This window comes from Sphingobium sp. WR1, assembly GCF_059693745.1.
Genome location: NZ_JCATID010000006.1, coordinates 46278 through 66653, shown reverse-complemented (window position 1 = coordinate 66653; position 20376 = coordinate 46278). Strand labels below are relative to the sequence as shown.

17 protein-coding genes and 1 tRNA gene are annotated in these 20376 nt (G+C 65.2%); 10 read left to right on the top strand and 8 right to left on the bottom strand.

Annotated features, from left to right (window positions below; all coding sequences use genetic code 11):
* Position 1: 1 nt before the first annotated feature.
* Complete coding sequence (locus tag AC58EF_RS09630) at positions 2-826, bottom strand: DUF1134 domain-containing protein (protein WP_497275911.1); 825 nt, start codon at positions 824-826, stop codon at positions 2-4.
* A 233-nt stretch (positions 827-1059) separates the two neighbouring features.
* Between AC58EF_RS09630 and AC58EF_RS09625 the strand changes: the two genes are divergently transcribed.
* Positions 1060-1151: transfer RNA gene (locus AC58EF_RS09625), tRNA-Ser, on the top strand.
* 230 nt (positions 1152-1381) lie between these two features.
* Here AC58EF_RS09625 and AC58EF_RS09620 read toward each other — a convergent pair.
* Positions 1382-1933 carry a thiamine phosphate synthase gene (locus tag AC58EF_RS09620; RefSeq protein WP_497276126.1) on the bottom strand — a complete coding sequence of 184 codons (552 nt, stop codon included), beginning with the start codon at positions 1931-1933 and terminating at the stop codon, positions 1382-1384.
* Between the two features lie 22 nt (positions 1934-1955).
* Here AC58EF_RS09620 and AC58EF_RS09615 point away from each other — a divergent pair, with 22 nt between their 5' ends.
* The gene (locus AC58EF_RS09615; protein WP_497275910.1) at positions 1956-2717 is read left to right on the top strand and encodes a YggS family pyridoxal phosphate-dependent enzyme; all 762 of its coding nucleotides are present in this window, start codon (positions 1956-1958) and stop codon (positions 2715-2717) included.
* Here AC58EF_RS09615 and AC58EF_RS09610 read toward each other — a convergent pair.
* Entirely contained in the window at positions 2695-5469 is a 2775-nt protein-coding gene (locus AC58EF_RS09610; protein ID WP_497275909.1) for a TonB-dependent receptor, read from the bottom strand. The two genes, AC58EF_RS09615 and AC58EF_RS09610, sit on opposite strands and share 23 nt — an antisense overlap.
* A gap of 188 nt (positions 5470-5657) precedes the next feature.
* A complete protein-coding gene (gene pdeM, locus AC58EF_RS09605; RefSeq protein WP_497275908.1) occupies positions 5658-6317 on the bottom strand; it encodes a ligase-associated DNA damage response endonuclease PdeM in 660 nt (219 codons plus the stop codon).
* 65 nt (positions 6318-6382) lie between these two features.
* On the opposite strand from pdeM, the gene trhO reads away from it, so the two are divergent.
* Positions 6383-7207, top strand: coding sequence for an oxygen-dependent tRNA uridine(34) hydroxylase TrhO (trhO, locus tag AC58EF_RS09600; RefSeq protein ID WP_497275907.1), 825 nt, complete (start codon positions 6383-6385; stop codon positions 7205-7207).
* Positions 7208-7643: 436 nt separating this feature from the next.
* Here trhO and AC58EF_RS09595 read toward each other — a convergent pair whose 3' ends face one another.
* The 3 genes from AC58EF_RS09595 to ruvA form a co-directional block, all read right to left on the bottom strand.
* The gene (locus AC58EF_RS09595) at positions 7644-9398 is read right to left on the bottom strand and encodes an AMP-dependent synthetase/ligase (protein ID WP_497276124.1); all 1755 of its coding nucleotides are present in this window, start codon (positions 9396-9398) and stop codon (positions 7644-7646) included.
* 152 nt (positions 9399-9550) lie between these two features.
* Positions 9551-10570 carry a Holliday junction branch migration DNA helicase RuvB gene (gene ruvB, locus AC58EF_RS09590; RefSeq protein WP_497275906.1) on the bottom strand — a complete coding sequence of 340 codons (1020 nt, stop codon included), beginning with the start codon at positions 10568-10570 and terminating at the stop codon, positions 9551-9553.
* Positions 10567-11175: a Holliday junction branch migration protein RuvA gene (gene ruvA, locus AC58EF_RS09585; protein ID WP_497275905.1), complete on the bottom strand. Its 609-nt coding sequence runs from the start codon at positions 11173-11175 to the stop codon at positions 10567-10569. The genes ruvB and ruvA overlap by 4 nt, the downstream gene beginning before the upstream one ends.
* Before the next feature lie 157 nt (positions 11176-11332).
* Between ruvA and AC58EF_RS09580 the strand changes: the two genes are divergently transcribed.
* The gene (locus tag AC58EF_RS09580; protein WP_497275904.1) at positions 11333-11908 is read left to right on the top strand and encodes a peptidase S14; all 576 of its coding nucleotides are present in this window, start codon (positions 11333-11335) and stop codon (positions 11906-11908) included.
* A 106-nt stretch (positions 11909-12014) separates the two neighbouring features.
* Here the strand turns inward: AC58EF_RS09580 and AC58EF_RS09575 are convergent, their stop codons facing one another.
* Complete coding sequence (locus AC58EF_RS09575) at positions 12015-12737, bottom strand: hypothetical protein (protein WP_497275903.1); 723 nt, start codon at positions 12735-12737, stop codon at positions 12015-12017.
* Between the two features lie 254 nt (positions 12738-12991).
* On the opposite strand from AC58EF_RS09575, the gene AC58EF_RS09570 reads away from it, so the two are divergent.
* From AC58EF_RS09570 to AC58EF_RS09545, 6 genes are all read left to right on the top strand, one after another.
* Positions 12992-13441, top strand: coding sequence for a DUF3576 domain-containing protein (locus tag AC58EF_RS09570; protein ID WP_497275902.1), 450 nt, complete (start codon positions 12992-12994; stop codon positions 13439-13441).
* A 96-nt stretch (positions 13442-13537) separates the two neighbouring features.
* A complete protein-coding gene (leuS, locus tag AC58EF_RS09565) occupies positions 13538-16051 on the top strand; it encodes a leucine--tRNA ligase (RefSeq protein ID WP_497275901.1) in 2514 nt (837 codons plus the stop codon).
* Positions 16052-16148: 97 nt separating this feature from the next.
* Positions 16149-16649, top strand: a complete 501-nt coding sequence (gene lptE, locus AC58EF_RS09560; RefSeq protein WP_497275900.1) for an LPS assembly lipoprotein LptE — start codon at positions 16149-16151, stop codon at positions 16647-16649.
* Entirely contained in the window at positions 16646-17686 is a 1041-nt protein-coding gene (gene holA, locus AC58EF_RS09555; protein WP_497275899.1) for a DNA polymerase III subunit delta, read from the top strand. The genes lptE and holA overlap by 4 nt, the downstream gene beginning before the upstream one ends.
* Positions 17687-17718: 32 nt before the next feature.
* Entirely contained in the window at positions 17719-18123 is a 405-nt protein-coding gene (gene msrB / locus AC58EF_RS09550; RefSeq protein ID WP_497276123.1) for a peptide-methionine (R)-S-oxide reductase MsrB, read from the top strand.
* A 133-nt stretch (positions 18124-18256) separates the two neighbouring features.
* The gene (locus tag AC58EF_RS09545) at positions 18257-20365 is read left to right on the top strand and encodes a transglycosylase domain-containing protein (protein ID WP_497275898.1); all 2109 of its coding nucleotides are present in this window, start codon (positions 18257-18259) and stop codon (positions 20363-20365) included.
* Positions 20366-20376: the final 11 nt, after the last annotated feature.

Here is a 20376-nt window from a genome sequence, read left to right as displayed (position 1 = left end):
GTCAGAAAGGCAGCCAGTTCCGCTTTTCGGTGAACTTCATATAGCCGGCGTTGACGCCCAGGCGATAGCCGACGCCCAGGCGGATCGGGATCAGCACCACATTGCCCCAGCGCAGATAGCTGGCCGTGAAGCCGCCTACCAGGTAAGCGGTGCCCTCCGCTGCCGGGAAGCGGTGATAGAGATCCTGCGTGTCGTAGAGATTATAGACCAGGACGAAGGTGTTGGCTGCATTGCCGCCGACATCGAAGCCGATCGACGGGCCGGTCCAATAGACTTCGCGCTTGCCCTCGATCTTGTGGTTGAGCGTGCCCGATCCATAGCGCAGGCCCACGACGAACGCGCCCGACGCCTCGCGCCCGGCGATATAGGCGTTGGGGCGCCCCTGATCCTTCAATATCTTCTCGATGATGCCGGCCAGCCCTTCGGCGCCCTTGCCGAATACGCCTTCAGCCGCGCCGATCAGATCGTCCTGTTGATAGGACTCGCCCGGCGCAATGGTGGCGGGCGGCGAATCCGCCGTGACCGGAGCGCCCGTTGCGGTGGTGCCGCTGGACGGCGGGGTGGCGACAGACGGCGCGGTGGCGGGCGGCGGCGGATCATAGCTGGCGCCGCTGTCCGTGCTGACGCTGGGGTCGACTCCCGGATCAGTCGGCGCGCTGTTGGCGGGCGGCGGCGGGGCAAGGTCGGCGTCGATCGCGGTGTTGGGATCGACGGTGCGCACCTGGGCCGAGGCCGCGACCGGCGTCAGCGCCATGCCCGCCAGCGCGGCGACCAATGCCGCGGCGCGTGCGATGCGGACGCCTGTGCGCCCATTGATGCCGATCATGCCCGATACTCCCCGGAAGCCCGCTCTTGAAACCATAGTCCAGATTATCGGCCCCGAAGCTGAAACGACAATGAACGAACGGCGACCCGAGTCGATTCCACGCCGGATCGAATCCGATTATCGCCGCATAGCGAAAAAAATCGACACTGAGGACCGTTGCCATGCCGCAAAGCCCTCGCTATAGCCGCGCCCTAGCCACTGCTCCTCTCCGCAAGAGATGGGCAAATCCGTGCGGAGACGTGGGTGAGTGGCTGAAACCAGCGGTTTGCTAAACCGTCGTAGCCTTAAGGGGCTACCGAGGGTTCGAATCCCTCCGTCTCCGCCAACTTTCCTATCCAAAGCCTTGATTTTATGGGTTTTTCCCTAAACAAGGAAGTGGGGCGTCACAATCCGTGTAAAATCTTAGAATTGCTGTTCTTGAACTCCTGTTTCTGAGTTCGATTCGGATGCCGGGATTCTGCCCTGTGCCAAACGGCAAGATATTTGCGGTCTCTGAGCCTGCCATAGGGCGGAAACGACGAAATCGGGGAAGGTCCATCCTTCCTTCGTGCTACCCTATACCAAGCCGTCGATCGCCGCCCAGCCATCCGCGCCGATGCCGCGCAACATCGCGCGATGCTCTGCCCTCACGCCACCCAGCGCCATGACCGCTTCGTTGGCCTGTTGCGCCAGGGCCGCAAAGCGCACCCGGCCCAGTGCTGGCGCGCCGGGATGCGATCGGGTGGGGAAGAGTGGCGACAACAGGATCATGGCCGCCCGCGCCCGCCGTGCCGCTGCCATCTCTCGCCTGTCATGCGCGGGCGCGCTGCGGATCATGCGCCGGTGCAGCGGCTTCATACCATGTCCGTGCCAGCCGTCCGCCTTCCATGCCGCCGCGTCCCGCCTGTCGCCCGCCAGCAGCAGCGCCAGCCGTCGCCGCCGGGCTATGCCACGCAGCGCTTCGAACAATCGCCGGCGCGCACCGGCCCCGGTCCGATAATGGCGGAAGATGATGCCCGCCCGCCCCTTTGGCAGCCGCGCCGCCGCCGCCAGCAGCACATCGTCCGGCACCCGCTCGTCGGTGATCAGCCAGAGCTCGGGCAGCTTTTTGCGGTGGCGGTGGTGCATGGCCATCCCTATAGCAGCGCGCATGACCACCGCCACTTCTCCTGCCTTTGACGAAGCCGCCGAGCGCTTCGCCACGCTGCGCGAGAGCATCGACCGTGCCGCGCGCCTGACGCAGCGGACCGCCGACGACATCCGCCTGATCGCCGTGTCCAAGACGCACGGCGCCGATGCCATCCGTCCGCTGATCGAAGCCGGGCAGCGCGTCTTCGGTGAAAATCGGGTGCAGGAAAGCCAGGAGAAATGGCCCGCGCTGCGCGAGGAATATCCCGACATCGAACTGCATCTGGTCGGCCAGCTCCAGTCCAACAAGGCGGCCGAGGCGGTCGCCCTGTTCGATGTCATCCATAGTCTCGATCGCCCCTCGCTGCTGACCGCGCTCGTCAAGGCGATGGACGCGGCGGGCAAGCGCATCCCCTGCTTCATCCAGGTCAATATCGGCGGGGAGGCGCAGAAGGGCGGTTGTGCCATCGCCGATACGCCCGCGCTGATCGCCGCCACGCGCGATGCCGATATCCCTCTGTTGGGCCTGATGTGCGTGCCGCCCGCCGATATCGAGGCTGCGCCCTTCTTTGCGCTGCTGGCGAAGATGGCGCGGGAGGAAGGGCTGCCGCGCCTTTCCATGGGCATGTCGGGCGATTATGAAACCGCGATCATGCTGGGCGCGACCGACATTCGCGTCGGCACCGCCTTGTTCGGGGAAAGGCCGTCTCCCGCTCGCCTCCAATCCTCTCGCAAGGATCCGGCGAGCGGGAGAGGAATGGTCAGAAACTCCCGCGCAGGGTGATGCCGTAGGTGCGTGGCTCGGCCAGATAGGCCGAGATGAGCTGGTTCGCCATCGGCGCGCCCAATGCGAACTGGCCGGTGGTGGAAGTCGCCGGACTGCTCGACTGGAGCGGGCTGGAGAAAGCGACCTGGGTATAATCCTGGTTGAAGATATTCTGACCCCAGAATTCGATCGACCAGCGCTGGTCCGGCCCGCGCAGCCCGACGCGGGCGTTGACAATGGCATAACCTTCCTGCCGCTTTTCGGGGAACAGGTCGGAACCCGTATTATAGTCGCTGGTCATGCGGCCATCGACATAGAAGAGCGCGGACAGGCCCGATGAACCGATCTCCGGCGTCCAGGCGGCGCTGGCGGTCGTCACCAGCTTGGGCGCGTTGCTGTTGATCGATCCGGGCAACAGGAACAGCGCCGGGTCGAGCGGCACGCTGCCGTCGCTGCTGCCGACCAGCCGGTTGGCGAATTTGGCGCGGGCATAGGTGAAGCCGCCCGACACGCGGAAGTTGCGCACCGGCGTCGCCGACAGTTCCAGTTCCACGCCCTGGCTGATCAGCCCCGGCCCCACATCACCGCTGTCGCAGGTGCGCGCGGCGCTCAGCGCGCTGTCACAGCCGTTGATATTCTGCACGACGAAGCCGGTGCCGTTGAAGGTATTGAGCTGGAAATTCTTGAACTCCTGCCGGAAGGCGGCGATGTTCGCGCTCCATTTGGGCTGGCTGTATTTCAGGCCGATCTCGAAGGCGTCGACCTTCTCTGCGGCGAAGCGCAGGCTGGTCACATCGGCATTGCTGCGCGGTGCGAACACAGCGGGAACCGGGTTGAGGCCGGTCGAGCCGAGCTGGAAGCGATCGAGATTATAGCCGCCCGCCTTATAGCCCTTTGAATAGCTGCCATAAAGCAGCAGGTCGTCGATCGGCTTCCAGGACAGCACTGCCGTGCCGGAAAATTCGCCGTCGGTGATCTTGTCGTTAAGGTCGAGCGCGTTGAGGCCGGTCGAGCTGTTACCCAGGCAGCCCAGCGTCAATATGCCGCCCGCCAGCGCCGCTGCGCTGCCCAATTGGGGATTGGTCGCGATGGCGCGCAGGCTGGACGCCTGCAACGCCGCGCAGGTCGCGTTGTTGTTGTTGAAATCCGCCGAGAAACGCTTGCTTTCATGGGTGTAGCGCAGGCCGAGCGTCAGATCGAGCCGCTTGGTGACATGGATGATATTATGGGTGAAGAGCGCCCAGTTCTCGCTCTTTTGCCGATAGATGGAAGCGACGTCGCCCGTGCCCGAGGGGATCGCCGCCAGCGCACGCAACCCGTTGCCGAGGCCGGTGGAGATCGCGCCCGCCTGCGCGCCCGGAAGACCGGCCGCGATCAGGCCCGCATTGAGCTGCGCCTGCGTGCCGGTGATCAGCGCCTGCGTCGCCAGCCCGCTGCCGCAGGCGGCCAGTTGCGCCGGGGTCAGATTGCTGTTGACCCCCGCCCCCGCCATCAGGCGGCAGGCGGTGAAGCGGCCATAATCGGCGCCGAAGACGATATTGTCCTCCAGCGTCAGCTTTTCATGGGCGTAATAGCCGCCGATCAGCCAGTCGAGCACATCGTTGAAGGCCGAACCCTGCGCCCTCAGTTCCTGCGTGAACGTCTTGAACTGGCGATAATTTTCGGGGCTGCGATACAGCAGGTCGGCGCCGCCATAGTCATAATCGCCATAGTCCCGGCTCTTGTAATCGCGATAGGCGGTGATGCTGGTCAGCTTGGCGCCGCCCAGATCATAGTTGATCTCGCCCGACACGCCCCAGTCCTTGAGCTTGCTCACATAGTTGCGGCCCGGCGTGATCGTCAGGTCGCGATCATAGGGATCGGCGGCGAAGACCGCGCCCTGTGCGGCCAGAAGCGTCGCGATGCGGTTGAACGGGGCGGTGTTGTAGCCGCCACCCGCCGCCGGGCGCCGCTCGCGCGTTTCGATAAAGGCCGCGCCGCAGCAGCTTTCGTCGCGATTGGTATAGTCGCCGATCAGGCGAATCGAGAGGGCGTCATTCGGTTCGATCAGCGCCTGCCCGCGCAGGAAATAGCGGTCGCGGTCATTGGTGTCGCCGACTTTGGCGCCGGTGCCGTCGACCAGCTTGTAGAAGCCGTCACGCTTGCTCCAGACGCCGTCCAGCGCCAGGGCGATGCCGTCGGCGACCGGACCGGTGACGCGGCCTGACAGGCGCCAATAGTCATAATTGCCGTAAGTGACTTCGCCCTTGGCGTGGAACGTGCTTTCCGGCGCCTTGCTGATGATGTTGATAAGGCCCGCCGATGCGTTGCGGCCGAACAAAGTGCCCTGCGGCCCGCGCAGCACCTCGACCCGTTCGATCTCGCCCAGTTCGTTGAGACCCGCGCCGGTGCGCGAGCGATAGACGCCGTCGATGAACACCGCGACCGAGCTTTCCAGGCCTGGATTGTCGCCGACCGTGCCGATGCCGCGCACGCGGGCGGAGGCGTTGGCTTCGGACCCGGTCGAGGACACGAGCAGCGAGGGAGCCAGCTGGTTCAGGGTGCGGATGTCGCTGGCGCCGCTATTCTGCATCGCCTGTGCGCCCACGGCCGACACGGCGATCGGCACGTCGGACAGGGGACTGGCGCGGCGGGTGGCGGTTACGATGATGTCGGCGCCCGGCTCCTCCGCAGCGGTCTGGGGGGCGGGATTATCCTGCGCCAGTGCGGGCGCCGTCATGCCCAGTGCAACGGCGCCAACGGTCGTCAGCCAGAGACTCTTGTCTGTCATGATGGTCCGATCCTCTCCTGGCCCGCATGACTTTGTGCCACGTCGGGATGTGGGTGATTATGCTGCCACAGCAGGCACAAGGCAAGATAGCCCAGCTTTTCAGCGCGTTCCGAAAGGCGAAGCGGCCAGATAATCATGTCTTGTTGCCCAACGGCAACGCATTAATTTCCGGTTTCCGTAGCGTCGGCTTACGATAGGGGAAAGCGCAGCAGCCGGTCCGCGACCGGCACCAAAGCAGTCGCATCCGGTCCCACCACGCGGCGAATTTCCCCATGACCCGCATCCAGTCCCCCCGTCAGCGCGCCGAGCGCGGGCAGAATCAGCTTGGTCGCCGATCCCACGAAGCAGCGCCGCGACACATGCCGGCCGCGTAAGGACAGGCGCAGCTTGGGGTGGAAATGGCCGGAAATTTCGGGTCGTGGATCGTCCGGGTCCGCCTCATGCCGCAACCAGATTCCCTCGACCTCCGCCTCCGCCACGCGCCGTCCCCCCGGCATGATCGTGACACCGGCATCATGATTACCGGTTATCCAGGTCCAGTCCAGCATTTCCGTAAGGGAAATCAACCGATCCCGCGCTTTTGGGTCGAGTCGGGCAGCGCCATCATCGTCATGAAAGCTGTCCCCCAGCGAATAGACCGCGCGCGCGCCGGTCCGCGCGACCAGCGCCTCGATCAGATCCAGCGTCGCCTGGCTGTCATGCGGAGGCAGGAACTGGCCGAAACGGGCATACCAACTCGCCTTCTCGAAATGCAGATCGGCGACCAGCAACGCGCTCCGATCCGGCCAGTAAAGCGCGGCTTCGGGCAGCGCCATGAAGGCGTGGCCTGCGAACGAAAGGGGAACCATGTCCCGCCTATGCGCCCGTCCGCCCCGGCTTTCAAGAGGCGGGCCGAGCGCCTATAGGAACCGCCATGTCCCATAGCGTCGCCGCCCTCTATCATTTCACCCGCTTTGCCGATCCGCAGGCCATTGCCGCCACCCTCAAGGCGCTGTGCGCCGACCTTGGCACCTGCGGCACGCTGATCGTGGCGGGAGAAGGGATCAACGGCACGGTCGCGGGCAGCGCCGACGCCGTCGCTGCACTGATCACCCATATCCGCGCCCTGCCCGGCTGCGCCGACCTCGACGTCAAATATGCGCAAGCGCCCAGGGCGCCCTTCGCCCGGATGAAGATCAAGGTGAAGGCGGAGATCGTGACGCTGGGGGCGGGCGACCTCGACCCCGCAACCCAAGCGGGCACCCATCTCGACCCGGCCGACTGGAACGCGCTGATCGCCGATCCCGACACGATTCTCATCGACACCCGCAATGCCTATGAAGTCGCCTGTGGCACGTTCGAAAATGCGATCGACCCGGCCACCCGATCCTTCCGCGAATTTCCCGGCTGGTTCGACGATTTCGCCGCCGACCTGAAGGCGCAGGGCCGCACGCCGAAAATCGCGATGTTCTGCACCGGCGGCATACGCTGCGAGAAGTCGACCGCGCTGGTGAAGGCGCGCGGCTTCAACGACGTCTATCACCTCAAGGGCGGCATCCTGCGCTATCTGGAGGAAATGCCGGAGGCCGACAGCCGCTGGCAGGGCGATTGCTATGTCTTCGACGAGCGGGTGACGGTGGGCCATGGTTTGAAGCCCGGCGACTACACCACCTGCCGCACCTGCGGCCTGCCCCATCCGCGCGAGGCGGCGCATGACTGTCCGGGCAACGCATCCGGCGCCTGGCCGCACCGGAGTTAGAGCGCACGGGTACCTCTGGCTGCTGGGTAGGGTGGGGAGCGATGCTTGCCCAGCTCTGTCGTCCTGGCGCATATCGGGGTCCAGAATCGCTCTCCACAATCCTGGATGCTGACTTCCGTCAGCATGACGGAAAGGGCTGGATTAGGGGACGGACCGGCTTTCTATCCTCCGTTCGCCCAGAGCTTGTCGAAGGGCTTCTCTTCCTCTTCAAAACACAGGGCTTGAAGAAAAGGGTGGGGCTTCGACAGGCTCTCCCGAGCAAAGTCGAAGGGCCGAACGGTTCTCTTACGTCCGCTTCCGGTCGTAATCGACTGACTATTTCCGCTCCAGACCCTTATCCTATTCGCCACAGGGCCGGCAAAAACCATGGTGTGAAGCTCACCCGAAAACCACCATTTTTCGGCAATGCGGCCGGTGCAACCGGCCTATTTGACGCTCACCCCCTATATAGCCCATCCAGCCGATCCGCGTAACGCTTGCGGATCACATGACGGCGAATCTTCATTGAGGGGGTCATTTCCTCATTCTCGATGGTGAAGGGCTCGTCGGCCAGGATGAAGCGGCGGACGCGCTCGATCACCGACAGGTCGTCATTCACCCGGTCCACCGCCGCGCGCAGCGCCGCCAGATAGGCCGCGTTGGACGCAACCGCATCCGCCGCAATGCCCTGTTCTTCTGCCCATTCGCGGGTCCATTCGGCGTCGGGGACGATCAGCCCGACCAGATAGGGGCGCCGGTCGCCATGGACCATGGCCTGGCCTATCTCCGCCTGGAGCGTCAACATGCCCTCGACCTTCTGCGGCGAGACATTGTCGCCCTTGTCGTTGACGATCAGATCCTTCTTGCGGTCGGTGATGCGGATGCGCCCGCGTTCGTCGATCTCGCCGATATCGCCGGTATGAAGCCAGCCGTCCTTGAGCGCCTTTTCGGTTTCCGCTGGATTGCGCCAATAGCCGTGCATGACCAGTTCGCCGCGCACCAGAATCTCGCCATCCTCGGCGATTCGGACCTCGACGCCGTCGAGCGGCGGGCCGACCGTGTCCATGGCGATGCCGGCGGCGGGGCGGTTGCAGCTTACCACCGGCCCGGCCTCGGTCTGGCCATAGCCCTGGAGCAGCATCAGGCCCATGGCGTCGAAGAACAGGCCCACATCGGGATTGAGCGGCGCGCCGCCCGACACCAGCGCCTTCATCCGGCCGCCGAAGCGTGCGCGAATCTTGGGGACGAGGGTGCGCGAGAGCAGCGCCTTCATCGGCAGGTCGAGGATCGATCCCTTGCCCGCCTGCTCCTTCGCCGCGATGCGCAGCGCCTGGCCCAGCAGATAGGAAGGAAATTTGCCCTGTTTCTCGATCGACTTGATGATGCGGGTGCGCAGCACTTCGAACAGGCGGGGGACGACGACCATGATGGTTGGCCGCGCTTCCTCGATATTGGAGGCGAGCTTTTCCAGCCCCTCCGAATAATATATCTGCCCGCCCAGCAATATCGGGAGGAACTGGCCGCCGCTATGCTCATAGGCGTGGGAGAGGGGAAGGAAGGAGAGGAACACCTCGTCGCCCCAGCCGAAATCCTCCGCCACGATCTTGCCCGCGCCCTCTATATTGGCGAGGATCGCGCCATGATGCTGCATTACGCCGCGCGGCGCGCCGCCGGTGCCGCTGGTGTAGATGATGCAGGCCTGGTCATTGCGGGTCGCGGTCTGGACGGCGGCGATGGCGTCCACGTCCGCCGCCGGATCGTTTTCATGCGCCGCGAGCAGGTCGCTCCAGAGATGGCAGGCGCATGTGCCCTGCGCACCGCGCAGCGGCTCCATGCCGATGACGAAGCTGGCCTGGGAGCGGATCACGGCGGGCATCAGCACCTGCGCCAGCTTGGCGGTCGAGACGATCACGGCGCGCGCGCCGCTGTCGGTCAGGATATGCTGGTGATCGCGCGTTGTGTTGGTGGTGTAGGTCGGCACGGTGATGCAGCCCGCCGCCATGATGGCGAGGTCGGCGATGCAGAATTCTGGGCGATTCTCGCTGACCAGCATCACCGGATCGCCGGGCTTCAGCCCCTGCGCCCTGAGGGCGGCGGCGAGCGCGGCGATCTGACGCGCCGTTTCCGTCCAGCTCAGCGAGTGCCATTGGCCGCCGCTCTTGCGCCAAAGGAAAGGTGCGTCGCCCTTTTCTTGCGCGCGGGCGAAGAACATGGTGACGAGGTTGGGAAATGTCTCGATGGCCCTCAAGGCTCGACTCCTGCGGTTTCCGGCGCGTCTGACGCGCGCCTGCATATTGGGCAAGGCTATAACCATGCCTTGCCGTAACGGCCATGGCTTTTGGATTGTTTCGCTTGATCGATATCTCAGTCGAACAGGCCGTCCTGCGATCCGGCGGGCGGGTTGAGGCCAAGATGCTTCCAGCCCGGGCCGTTCAGGCATCGGCCCCGCGCGGTGCGGGCGATGAGGCCAAGCTGGATCAGATAAGGCTCGATCACTTCCTCGATCGTGTCGCGCGCTTCGGACAGGCCCGCCGCCAGCGTCTCGACCCCCACCGGGCCGCCGCGATAGATGTCGGCGATCATCATCAGATAGCGCCGATCCATCAGGTCGAGGCCGAGCTGATCGACTTCCAGCCGCTGGAGCGCGGCGTCGGCGACCTTGCGATCGACCGATGGTGCGCCCGCGACATTGGCGAAGTCGCGCACCCGGCGCAGCAGCCGCCCGGCGATGCGTGGCGTCCCGCGCGACCGGCGCGCGATCTCGACCGCGCCGTCGGAGGTGATGGCGAGATCAAGCAGCCGCGCGGCACGGCGGACGACCAGTTCCAGTTCCTCCACCGTGTAGAATTGCAGCCGCACCGGGATGCCGAACCGGTCGCGCAGCGGCGTAGTGAGCAGGCCCTGGCGGGTGGTCGCGCCGACCAGCGTGAAGCGCGGCAGATCGATGCGCACCGATCGGGCGGATGGTCCTTCGCCGATCATCAGGTCGAGCGCGCGGTCCTCCATGGCGGGGTAGAGGACTTCCTCTACCGCAGGGTTGAGGCGATGAATCTCGTCGACGAAGAGGACGTCGCCTTCATCGAGATTGGTGAGCAAGGCAGCCAGATCGCCCGACTTGGCGATGACCGGACCGGACGTGGCGCGGAAACCCACGCCCATTTCCTTGGCGACGATCTGCGCCAGCGTGGTCTTGCCCAGGCCGGGCGGGCCGAAGAAGAGCACATGGTCGAGCGCATCGCCGCGCGACCTGGCCGCCTGGATGAAGATGCGCAGATTCTCCCGCGCGGCCTGCTGGCCGACAAATTCGTCCAGCGACTTGGGGCGCAGCGCGGCGTCGACATCCTCGGGACGGCGGCTGGGGGTGATGAGACGGTCTTCGCTCACTTCGCCGCCTTCCGCAGGGCGAGGCGGACCAGCGCGTCAAGGCTGGCGCCGTCGCCCAGTTCCTCTTCGGCGGCGGCGACGGCGATGCTGGCTTCATTGGGTTTGAAGCCGAGATTCTGGAGGGCCGATAGCGCGTCGGCACTATGACCGCTAACTGGCATCGCCACCGCGCCGCCAATGCCCACGGGGCCGCCGCCGGGCGCGGCGCCGATCTTGTCCTTGAGTTCATTGACGATGCGCTGGGCGAGCTTGGGGCCGACCCCATTGGCCCGCGCCACCATCGCTTTGTCGCCGGCGGCAATGGCGCGGTGCAGATCGTGCGGCTCCAGCGCGGAGAGGATCGCCAGCGCGACGCGGGATCCGACGCCTTGCACATGGGTCAGCAGTCGATACCAGTCGCGTTCCTCGGCGCGGGCGAAGCCGACGAGGCGGATCGAATCTTCCGCCACCAGCATCTCGGTGTGGACCGTCACCGCTTCCCCGACCGGCCCCAGCGCCGCGAGCGTGCGGGAGGAGGCGCCGACCAGATAGCCCACCCCGCCCACGTCGATGATGGCATGATCGACGCCGGTGCTGTCCAGCCGCCCCTTGAGTTTCGCGATCATCCGTTTTGCCCCTCGGCGTCCTGCTTTTTGTCGCCTTGTCCTTTGGTCATGATCTGTTCTTTACAGCCTGTGACGCGGCGCGCCAGTCAAAAGCGCGGCACCTTTTGCGGGCTGGGGCGTAGTGCCGCACGATATGCGGACAAAGGAGAATGGCTGGATGTTGATGACCGCGCCAATGCTTTCGCCCAGGGATTTCGAATTTCCCGCGATCATGCTGTCGGGGATCGTCGACCATGGCATGTATCTGCATTTCAAGAATTGCCTCTCCACCGCGCCGCAGCAGGGGCTGGTAGTGGTGGAAATCTCCACCCTTGGCGGCGACCCGGAAATCGCCCGGCTGATGGGCGAGGATATCCGTTTCCATTCCGATCTCTATCCCGAGCGGCGGCTGGTGTTCATGGGACGGACGGCGGTCTATTCCGCGGGCGCGACCTTCATGGGCTTCTTCGCGACCGAGAATCGCTATCTGACGCGCGGCACGCGGCTGATGATCCATGAGCGGATCATCACCAAGTCGATCCAGCTGGCGGGGCCGCTCTCCACCTGCATCGCGACGTTGAAGGCGACGCTCAACGAGATCGAATCCTCGATCGCGATTCAGAATGAGGGATTTCAAAATTTGATACTGGGGTCGCAGGTGACGATGGAGGAGCTGCTCGTGAAGGCGCCGGAAAATTGGTATCTGGAGGCGAATGAGGCGCAGGCACTGGGGTTGATCGCGGGGGTGCTGTAAGGCTTTCGTGCGACACGCCGTTCGCTTTGGAAGGGCGCTATCGGACGAAGCATGAATTGCTACCCGCCTAGCGAAGCGCCATGTTCTCAGTCAGAAATCCGTCTGATCAGAATTTGAAGACGGTGCCCAGATAGACGGCCTGGCTATCCTGCCGGTCGTCGGTCATCGGGGTCAGGCGACCCGTGATGTTATTATTGTAGCGCAGGCCCGCCGTCACGTTGAGGTTGCGGGTCAGCGAATAGGAGCTGGCCAGATCCAGCGAATAATCCTTGTCCGCCGAAGGGTTGCGCTCGGTCGCGGCGGGATCGCGGCGGCTTTCGATCAGCACCTTGGTGCTGAAACGGTCCTTCTTGCCGTCATCCAGCGAGAAATTCTTGGCGTCGACCATCGATTCGACCGGAACCGGGTCCAGCGCCTTGCGGCCCACTGCTTCGGGCAGGGCGAACTTGCGCCAGTTGTGCGATCCGTTCAGGCTGAACGCCATCGGCTTGATATCGACCGGATCGGCCGTCGGGCTCGTCACGCGATCCGCGGCGCGGACCATGATCGTGATCGAACGCTGGCCGCTCATCGACCCGCTGGTCGGCGTGAAGCGGAAACCCTGACGGCTGGCAGACGCAGCGATCTTCGCATAGGCGGCCGCCAGCTGCGGATCCTTGGTCGTCGGGGTGAAGGAAGAGATGCTGCCGAGGGCGCCCAGCGAAACCGGCGCATTCGCCGCGTGCAGCCGGACGAGTTCGGTCGCGGCGCCGAACGCGGGAGACAGCAGAAAGCCGGCTACGGCCACCGCCGCGCCTGCCACCGCCAAATATCCCCTGTTCGCACGCATGATTCGAATCTCATCCCCGACTTATTCTTTGGTAACGCTCTACACCCGCGAAGCCGCCAATGACTAGGGGGAAGAATCCCTTTTTGTCGGAGCTGTTGCACGGAACACACATGATCGGATGGCTGGTTCCGGCAGAGGGCGTTCGGCGGCCGCGACGGATCATCGCGACGGGTCGATCCAGCGCCCCTTGCCCATTGCCGCCCGCGCACTATAGAAGCGGGCTGATTTTCGTCTTTCTAGCTAGGACATGCCTGATGGTCCGCCGCCTTCCCGCTTCTGTTTCCGCCGGTCTTCTGCTGGCCGCGCTCCTGCCGCTCGCCGCTTGTGGGGGCGGTTCCAAGGAGCGCCCGAAGGCGGATCTCGCCGCGTCGAAGGTGACGACGATCGGCGTCAACGCCTATCTGTGGCGCGCCAGCCTCGATACCCTGTCCTTCATGCCGATGGTGCAGACGGATTCGAACGGCGGCGTGATCGTCACCGACTGGTACACCAATCCGAACACGCCGACCGAACGCATGAAGCTGACCGTGTCGATCCTGGATCAGGATCTGCGCGCCGACGCATTGCGGGTCGCGGCCAGCCGCCAGGTCAACCAGAATGGCCAGTGGGTCGATGCGCCGGTCAAGGCGGCGACCACGCAGAAGCTGGAGGAGATCATCCTGACCAAAGCGCGTGACTTGCGCCGCATGGCGATCGCCGGCTGATCCTTCCCGTTTCGGGCATGAAAATGCCCCATTTTCAAACCCTTTGGGCTGGGCTTCGTAAAAGGCCCAGCCCGCTCGCATTTGTAAGGACATGACATGCAAAGGCGCTTCAACCCGCTGGAAGCAGACGCTCGCTGGCAGGCGACCTGGGACGAGAAGCAGAGCTTCAAGGCCGACGACACTTCCTCCAAGCCGCGCAGCTATGTGCTGGAGATGTTCCCCTATCCGTCGGGGCGCATCCATATCGGCCATGTCCGCAACTATTCCATGGGCGACGTGCTGGCGCGCTTTCGCCGGATGACCGGCCATGAAGTGCTGCATCCGATGGGTTGGGACGCATTCGGTATGCCGGCCGAAAATGCGGCGATGGAAAAGAAGGTCCATCCCGGCAACTGGACCCGCGACAATATCGCCAACATGCGCGCGCAGCTCAAAAAGCTGGGCTTCGCGATCGACTGGAGCCGCGAACTCGCCACCTGCGAGCCGGACTATTATGGCCATGAGCAGGCGCTGTTCCTGGACATGCTGGAAGCGGGCCTGGTCTATCGCAAGGAAAGCGCGGTCAACTGGGACCCGGTCGACATGACCGTGCTGGCGAACGAGCAGGTGATTGACGGGCGCGGCTGGCGTTCGGGCGCGCTGGTCGAGAAGCGCAAGCTCAGCCAGTGGTTCCTCAAGATCACCCAGTTCGCCGACGACCTGCTGGAGGGGCTGAAGGGCCTGGACCAGTGGCCCGACAAGGTGCGGACGATGCAGGAAAACTGGATCGGCAAGTCGGTCGGCCTGCAATTCCATTTCAAGCCGGTCGCGCCTTTCGACAGCGAGATCGAGGTCTATTCGACCCGGCCCGACACGATTTTCGGCGCCAGTTTCGTCGCGATCGCGGCCGACCATCCGGTGGCGCAGGCGGTGGCGGCGAACAACCCGGACGCGGTTGCCTTCATCGAGAAGTGCAAGGAAGGCGGCACTACCGCCGCTGAGCTGGAAACGGCGGAGAAGCTGGGCTTCGACACCGGCCTCAGCGTCGCGCATCCCTTCGATCCCGATTGGCATCTGCCCGTCTTCATCGCCAATTTCGTGCTGATGGACTATGGCACCGGCGCGGTCATGGGCGTTCCGGGACATGACCAGCGCGATCTCGATTTTGCGCGCAAATATATGCTTCCTGTCGAGCGCGTGGTCGCCGCGGAGGGCGATGAGCAGGCGCCGATCCACAACGAAGCCTATACCGGTCCCGGCAAGCTGGTGAACTCGCGTTTCCTGGACGGCATGGCCGTCGAGGACGCCAAGGCGGCCGTCATCGCCCGCGCCGAATCCGAAGGCTGGGGCGAAGGCAAGACCGTGTTCCGCCTGCGCGACTGGGGCGTGTCGCGCCAGCGCTACTGGGGCACGCCGATCCCGGTCATCCATTGCGAGAGCTGCGGCCCGGTGGGGGTGCCCAAGGACCAGCTGCCGGTCGTGCTGCCGGACGATGTCAGCTTCGACATTCCGGGCAACCCGCTGGACCGCCATCCGACCTGGAAGCATGTCGACTGTCCGTCTTGCGGCCAGCCGGCGGTGCGCGAAACCGACACGCTCGATACGTTCGCGGATTCGAGCTGGTATTTCATCCGCTTCGCCAGCCAGCCCAAGGACCGGCCGTTCGATCGCGCCACCGTCGAGCAATGGCTGCCGGTAGGGCAGTATATCGGCGGCGTCGAACATGCGATCCTGCATCTGCTCTACGCCCGTTTCTGGACCCGCGCGCTCCAGCATATGGGACAGCTGGACTTTGCCGAACCCTTCACCGGCCTGTTCACGCAGGGCATGGTGACGCACGAGACGTACAAGTCGCCCGAGGGCGCCTGGCTCGCGCCGCAAGATGTGGTGAAGCAGGGCGAGGCTCTGGTCATGATCGAGGGTGGTGCGCCGGTGACGGTCGGCCGCGTCGAGAAAATGTCCAAGTCCAAGAAGAATGTCGTCGATCCCGACGACATCATCGCCCAATATGGCGCGGACGCGGTGCGCTGGTTCATGCTGTCCGACAGCCCGCCAGAGCGCGACCTGCCCTGGACCGAGGCGGGCATCGAGGGATCGTGGCGCTTCGTCAATCGCGTCTGGCGCCTGTTCGGCGAGTGCGACGCGAGCGCCGAGGGGCAGGACAAGGCGCTCGACCGCAAGCTGCACCAGACGATCGACGGCGTGGCGAAGGATGTCGAGGCGCTGGGTTTCAACAAGGCCGTGGCCAAGATCTATGAATTGGTGAACGCAATCGAGAAGGCCAAGCCCTCCGCCTCGCGCACCGCCGCGATCCGTGCGCTGGCGCTGCTGGTCGCGCCGATGACGCCGCATCTGGCGGAAGAGGGCTGGGCGGAAATGGGCGGGGAAGGACTGATCGCCGATGCCGCATGGCCGGCGGTCGATCCGGCGCTGCTGGTCGATGACGAAGTCACCATCGCCTGCCAGGTGATGGGCAAGCTGCGCGATACCATCACCGTGCCCAAGGGGACGCCCAGGGACGAGCTGGAACGCCTCGCCCTGGCTGCGCCCAATGTCGTCCGTATCCTCGACGGCGCCAGCCCCAAAAAGGTGATCGTGGTGCCCGATCGTCTCGTGAACCTGGTCATCTAATGGAATCCGTTCGGGCTGAGCTTGTCGAAGCCCTGCTCTTTTCTCAAAGCAGGAAAGCCCTTCGACAGGCTCAGGGCGAACGGTTATGGAGGTTTGCATGAAGCCTTGGCCCCTGCTCTTGATCGCCCTCGTTCCCCTCACCGCTTGCGGGTTGCGCCCCGTCTATGGCGGAGGCGGGCATGGCGCGGTGGCGCAGGCGCTCGGCAATGTCACGGTCGAACCGATCGAGGGCAAGGCCGGCTGGCTGATGCGCAATGCACTTAATGACCGCCTTTCGGCGATGCAGGGCGGCAGCGGCCCGCGCTACAAGCTGGTGGTGAAGCTGGACGACAATATCAGCGGTTTCGGTCTTCGCTCCGACGCCGCCATCACCCGCGAGCGACGGACGCTGCGCGCGCGCTATCAGCTGATCGACGAAGGCACCGGGGCGCAGATACTCGACGACACGGCGGGTTCTGACGCGGGCATCGACGTGACGTCGAGCGAATATGCGACGATCGCGGCCGAGGACACGGCGCTGGAACGTCTGTCGCAGACGGTGGCGGATCAGATCGTCACCCGCCTCGCGCTTTTCTCGCGCAGGGCGGCCAATCCTTGAAGGCCAACCGCGGCCAGATCGAAAAGGCGCTGGACGCGGCAGGGCAGGGATCGGCCGCAGATGTCCGGTTCTTCCTGCTCTACGGTCCCGACGAAGCGGGCAGCCAGGCTTTGGCGAAACGGCTGGAACGGGCCATGGGGCCGCAGGCCGAGCGGATCGACCTGGATGGCGCGACGCTGAAGGACGATCCCGCGCGCCTGGCCGACGAAGCGGCGTCCTTCTCCATGTTCGGCGACAGGCGCTGGGTGCGGATCAATGGCATGGGCGAGGAATCGGTGCCGGCGCTGACCGCGCTGCTGGAGGCGGAGGTGGCGGGCAATCCGGTGATCGCGGTGGCGGGCGCGCTGAAAGCCACGTCGAAGCTGGTCAAGCTGGCGCTCGACCATAAGGGAGCGCTCGCCTTCATCTCCTACCAGCCCGACGCGCGCGAGGCGGAGCAGATCGCCGTCGGGATCGCGCGCGAGGGCGGGTTGCGGTTGCCGTCCGACCTTGCCCGCCGGATCGTCGACCTTGCCAATGGCGACCGCGCGCTGATGGCGGGGGAGGTGGAGAAGCTGGTCCTCTATCTCGACGCCGCGCCCGACCGTCCGCGCGAGGCGACGGCCGAGGCGCTGGATGCGCTGTCGGCCGACAATCCCGACACGGAGGTCGCGCCGCTGGTCAATGCCGTGCTGGGCGGCGACCTGCGCGCCATGCACCGCGAGATGATGAGCCTCAGCGAAACCGGGGCGGCCATGGCCTCGGTCATCCGTCCGCTGCTGACCCGCGCGATGCTGATCGCCACCATCCGCGATGCGTTCGACGCCAGCGGCCGGCTGGAGGCGGCGGTCGAATCGGCGGGCAAGGCGGTTTTCTGGAAGGAGAAGGGGCTGGTGTCGCGGCAGGTGCGGCTGTGGGATTCGACGGGCATCGCGCGCGTCATCCAGCGCCTGCTGGAGGCGGAGCGGGCCAGCCGCGGGGGCAGGGGGACAGGGGATCTGATGGTGCGCCACGAATTGTTAGCGATCGCGCGTCAGGCGGCGCGGGAGCGGGCTTGATCGACCTGTCCGGCAGCGCCATATTGCCCGCCATGGAGAAGCTGCACCTCACCGACGCCGAATGGCGTGACCGCCTGACCCCAGAACAATATCATGTGCTGCGGGAGGCGGGCACGGAGCGGGCCTTCACCGGCAAATATAACAGCAACAAGGCCGACGGCGTCTATTATTGCGCCGGCTGCGGCACCGAGCTGTTCGATGCCGAGGAAAAATATGACAGCGGATCGGGCTGGCCCAGCTTCACCGCGCCGGTCGACATCGATGCGGTCGAGGAAATTCGCGACACCAGCCATGGCATGATCCGCACCGAGGTGCGCTGCGCCAGCTGCGAAGGACATCTGGGCCATGTCTTCCCCGACGGGCCTGGCGTCAACGGCCTGCGCTACTGCATGAACAGCGCCAGCCTGGACTTCAAGCCGCGCGACAACGCCAAGTAAGGCGCGAGTCGGACATATCGTTCATCGCCGGTAAACGGCCATTCTCCATGACGCCGCGACGGTCTTTTTCCGCGCCGGGTGCATGATTTGCGCTGGCCGACGCGCGGATTAGCGCCTATTCGGAGCGGCACAGATGGCAGGATCAAGCAAGAGCAAACGCGCGCCCGGTCGCGCAAGGAAATGGCTGGTGCGCGGGCTGAAGATCGGTCTGGCGGCGGCGGTGGCGGGTATATTGGCGGTGGTCGTCGCGGTGGTGATCGCGATGCAGTCGCTACCCGACTATGACAGCCTGAAATCCTCCCCCAATGGCCAGATGATCCGCGTTCATGCGGCCGACGGCCGCGTCATCGTCTCTTTGGGGCCGAGCTTCGGCCAGTGGCTGAGTTACGACCGCATCCCGCAGGTCATGGTCGACGCCATGGTGTCGACCGAGGACAAGCGCTTCTACCTGCATCCCGGCGTCGACCCGATTGGTATGGCGCGCGCCGCCTGGGTCGCGGTCGAGCGGCGCGGGCAGGGGCGGCGCTGGCAGGGCGCATCGACCATCACCCAGCAGGTGACGCGCAACATCTTCCTCAACAACAGCTATAGTTTCGGCCGCAAGATCCGCGAAATGGTGCTGGCGCTGGCGCTGGAGCGCAAATTCTCCAAGCGGCAGATCCTCGAACTCTATCTCAACAAGGTCTATTTCGGCGGCGGCGCCTATGGCATCGACGCGGCGAGCCGCAAATTCTTCGGCCATCCCGCGACGTCGCTGGATCTGCCCGAGGCCGCGATCATCGCCGGCCTGGTCAAGGCGCCGTCCAGCTACTCCCCCACCGCCGACGCCGAAGCCGCGATCGGCCGCGCTGGCGTGGTGCTGGACCTGATGCAGGAAAATGGCGCGATCTCCGCGTCCGAACATGCCAATGCCGACCTCTCTGGCGTCCGCATGGCGCCCGAGCCGCCGCAGAACAGCGTGCGCTATTTCACCGACTGGGCCTTGCCCCAGCTCGACCTGCTGATCGATGAGCCGAACGAGCCCCTGGAGGTCTACACCACCATCGACCTTGGGATGCAGAATGCCGCAACGTCGGCGATCAAGGCCAATGTCCCGGCCGGGACGCAGGGCGCGCTGGTCAGCCTGGACCGCGACGGCGCGGTGCGGGCGATGGTCGGTGGCCTCGACTATGTGACGTCCAACTACAACCGCGCCACCACCGCGACCCGTCAGCCGGGATCGGCCTGGAAGATCTTCGTCTACATGGCCGCGCTCGAGGCCGGCTACACGCCCGACACCGGCGTCACCGACGAACCGGTGACGATCAACGGGTGGAGCCCGCGCAACAGCAATGGCCGCTTTGCCGGCGACATCGATATCCGCACCGCCTTCGCCTATTCGATCAATACGGTCGCGGCGAAGCTGGGCGTCGAGGTGGGTTTCCCCACCGTGGCCGACATGGCGCGCCGCTTCGGCGTCACCACCCCGATCAACACCCATCCGTCGATGGTGCTGGGCACGTCCGACGTCCGCCTGATCGACATGACCCGTGCCTTCGCCTCCATCGCGCGCAAGGGGATTGCGGTGACGCCCTATGGCATCACCAAGGTGACGACCGCCGACGGGCGTCTGCTCTACCAGCATCAGGACGACACCAGCCGCGTGCTGGTCGCGCCCTGGGTCGCGGCCGGCATGACCGACCTGATGCAGACCGCCGTCAGCACCGGCACCGGCAAGGCGGCCCAGATTGGCCGCCCGGTCGCGGGCAAGACCGGGACCACCAACAGCGGCAAGGATGGCTGGTTCCTGGGCTTTTCCAGCGGCATCACCACCGGCGTCTGGGTCGGTCGCGACGATGCCAAGGCGGTGCCGGCGCTCTATGGCGGCCGCGCCCCGGCACGCGCCTTTGCCGACTATATGAAGGCGGCGGTCGCCAAGCGTCCGATCGAACAGTTCGAGACCGAAGTGACCCTGCCCGAATGGCAGTTGGAGCCGGACGCGGAAGCCTATTATGGCCAGCCCGATAATGGCATGGGCGGGGGAACGGACGGGGGCATGATGGTCGACGAAAACGGCCTGCCGATCGAGCGTCCCCGGAGCCAGGAGCCGGGCGCGGACCCGGACGATCAGCAGATGGACGTCGATCCCGAGGATCGGCCGCCGCCGCCGCGTTTGGACCAGCAATGGATCGACAATGTGCTGGGCCGCGACCGCCAGCGGCAGCAGCAACCGCCTGCGACCCGGCCCACGCCCAACCCGTAACGGGGAAGGGG